Genomic DNA, 3,687 nt, shown 5'->3' with positions numbered 1-3,687 from the left:
AAGAACTTGGTTTGTTTCACCTGAGATAGGAGTATCGTTTTCATACCATTGGTAATCGATAGGAAGTTCACCAATTACATTTGCAGTTAAAGTGACATTATTTTCATCTAAATCACATACGATAGGATCGCCAGAAATTGTTACGGTTGGATTAGCATTTACTGTCAATGCTTCTGCTGCTACGATTGCAGATTGACATCCTGATACTGGTGTGGTTACATATGCTGAATATACATATGCTGTAGCATCACCATCAACTGCTAATGGAGATTCTGTGAATGAAGCTGCGGTTACACCTTCAATCAAATCACCATTTCTGTACCATGTGTAAACTGCGCCTTCACCTGCATTAGAAGTTGCGGTTACTGTTACTTGGCGTCCTTCGCAAATTGCATTTACATCTAAAGTAATTGATTCGATGATAGGATCAGCAATTGTTGTGATTTCTTTCTTTGCAAATCTTTCACAAGTTGTATTTCTTTGGATAACTTGTACAAAGAAAGAGTCAACAGAAGCGATAGGCATTGTAGTAGTATAAATAGGTAAAGTAGCGCCTAAGATTTTATTTTCTTCAGATTTACCATTTTTATACCATTGGAAAGTATATTGATCCTCATTATAATCATTTAAATTAGCTACTAAAGTAACTTCGCCACCTTCGCATACTACATCTTCAGAAGAAGTAATATTCACAACTGGCATATCGTGTACAGTAACTACGAATGGCTCACTCATAGCATTACAATGAGTTTCAGGATCATAATAAGAAACTTGGAAAGTGTAAGGCTCAAAATTAACAGCAACAGGATAAGTTCTAATTAAAGAAGTTCTGCTAGGATTAGAGTTTGTGATAATTGCACCATTTTGATACCAAGTAATATTATCGAAATGAATAGAATTACCAGTTACACCATCAATATAAGCATCAATTGTAATGTTGTTAGGACCTACACACACATCGTGGTCACCGAAGATTTCGATTCTATGGTTACGACGAACGACAATAGTCTCAGAAGCAACATTTGAATAACAACCATCATTTGAGATAGCCATTACCTCATATACATATATAGTACTATCACCATCAACTGCTAATGGAGAGTCATTCAAATAAGACAAATTAGCGCCCTCAATTTGAACTCCATTTCTGTACCATACATATGAGAATTCTCCATCTCCTTCAAAAACGGTGTTAAGTAATACTTGACCACCATCACAGATTACATCAGCACCTGGATTAGAAATTGTAATTTCAGGCATTGTATTAACCTTAACTTCAATAGCATCATTTGCTGTACAACCTGTACTTGTTTGGGTAACTTTAATAGAATAGTTACCTGGTTCAGTTGCTGTATAAATTAAAGTAGTAGCTCCTGCAATTTCTGAATTATCTTTATACCATTGGAAAGTTAAATTTTCAGCATTCCAATCGTTCAAGTTTGCTGTTAGAGTTACGCCATCATCTTGAAGACAGATTGTAGCAGTTTCAGGGGTAATATTTACAACTGGGTTAGCATAAACTGTAACCAAGATTTGCTCACTAACTGAATGACAACCTGTAGCATTATCATAATATTCAACATGGAATACATAAGGTTCATCAGATGGAGCAAGATCATGAACTGTCAAAGTTGTATTAGTTTGACCTGAAATAGCTACACCATTTTGATACCAAATCATATTATCAAGAGAAGGTGTTAGAACATTAAAAGCAGCGTTAATTACTACATCTGCACCAGCACAAATTGCGTGGTCGCCAAAAAGTTGAATTTGGTGTTGCGGACGAACAATTACGTCCATAGTATCAGTACCCAAGAAACAACCATCAGTAGTATTAGCTACCACTACATATTTATATAATGTAGTATCAGCACCTGTAACAAGAGGAGATGTTCTTAAGAAACTAGTATTAGCGCCTTCAATGATTACACCATTTTCGTACCAAGTATAAACTACATTAGAACTATCATTAACATTTAAAGTCAATTCAACTTGATCACCATTACAAGTATTAATAATTTCTTGAGCGAATTGGATTTCAAAATCTTCAAGAGCTTTTACTTCAAACCTTGCGCTATCTGCATTATTACAACCTGTAACGTGGTATAGAGGTTTCACATAATAAATACCTTCTTCAGAAGTTGTGAAAGAAGAGATATTAGTAATAGTAGTATCATTATTACCTACCCACATCCATTGATAAGGAGTACCATTAGATTCTGGGAAAGCAGCTGCAGTAACAGTTACAGAACCATTACATAAATACCAAATAGGTTCAACATCGACAACAGCTCTTGGAAGCACATCCAAACGATGAGGATGAGAAGTAACAAGAGCACATTCAGGACGAGAAACTTCTACAACGTAATCACCTGACATATCTTCAGTAGCTACAAAAGTATAGGTAGCGCTATTTGCTCCAGGTATATAATTACCATCTTTTTTCCATTGGAAAGAGAAAGCGGTAAGATTGTTAGGTTCAACATTACCCAACTCAGCAGTAAGAGTAACATTATCGCCCAAACAAGCTGTATTAGCACCGAGGACAGAAACCGTATAATTTTCCAAAACTGTAACTTCAATTACAGAAGTTTGTTGCACGTCGCTACCATCGATAACTTTTGCATAAACTTCGTAATTTCCAGCTACTTGGAAATTAGGTTTAAATGAGCTCGGGGAGCTAAAAGAGTTACTACTTCCGTAAACACTGCCATTTACATACCACTGAATGGTTGCAGCATTTGACACATTTCCAGAAGCAACAGATACGGTAAATTTCAAGGTCGTATCTGATACGATAGAATAAGTGTGGCTATTGGGTGCAATTTGCAGAGAAAAAGCATCAACCGCAGGCACCTTTGGAGCCGATTTTTCCGCGTTCACAAGGCTAAAGCCCAGAATTAGAAACGCGGTCAAGAAAAAAATGATAAATTTTTTCATTGTAGTGGTTTTAATTATTAATATTGTTTTGTTTTATTTTCTGTCTTTTTTCTTTTTTATCTTTCGTTATTTCAAATAGTTATACAATAATTTTGTCTTTTAGCTTGTTTTAATTCACAAAAATATACGTTATTTAGCATACTATACAAATCGACTTGCAAAAATACGAAAAAAGAAACATAAAACAGACAAAAAAAATGACTTTTTGTGATAAATATTAAAAAAAAGCTCTATAATACTGATAATCAGGAAAGTAAATTATCAAACATGCTATATTTAGTTAATTTAAGAAGAGAAAATTCGGCGAGAAAAATAAAAAGCGACGGAGATGGAATCAGATTTTGGAAGGAATAAGGAAATTATGTATATATATAAATAAGTATGGAAATAAGTAAAAAGTGGAAGGCGATAGAACCTGGAGGAACCAATAAGATTTTTTAGTGTGAAAATAATTTGCAAAATGATAAATTTGCCACAAAAAAATAGAATTAAACGTATAATATTTGTTTTTATTAAAATGTTTTTTGGTATTTTTTAATCTTTATTGTTATCAAAAAAAGGAGTATTGGAAACAAAATATAAAAATAAAGAATCAATTTTAATTTAGTTATAGATATTTTTATATTTAAACATAACTATTATCATAAAGTAAAAAAAGAAGATATTGTATTATAGAAATCATGATACCATAATTTAATCTTTATTATACACTATTATTTCATATTATTTATTGTATTTATAATTGTT

At 33.0% G+C, this 3,687-nt stretch carries 1 protein-coding gene; it reads right to left on the bottom strand.

What is annotated here, in order from left to right:
• Positions 1-2,883: hypothetical protein (locus ACKI44_RS06255; protein WP_407422611.1), on the bottom strand; the 2,883-nt coding region annotated here is incomplete at its 3' end.
• Positions 2,884-3,687 lie beyond the last annotated feature (804 nt).

Origin of the sequence: Methanobrevibacter sp. (genome assembly GCF_045646205.1) — an archaeon.
GTDB lineage: Archaea > Methanobacteriota > Methanobacteria > Methanobacteriales > Methanobacteriaceae > Methanocatella.
The sequence above is the reverse complement of the archived record's forward strand: the minus strand, read 5'-3'. Positions and strand labels throughout refer to the sequence as shown.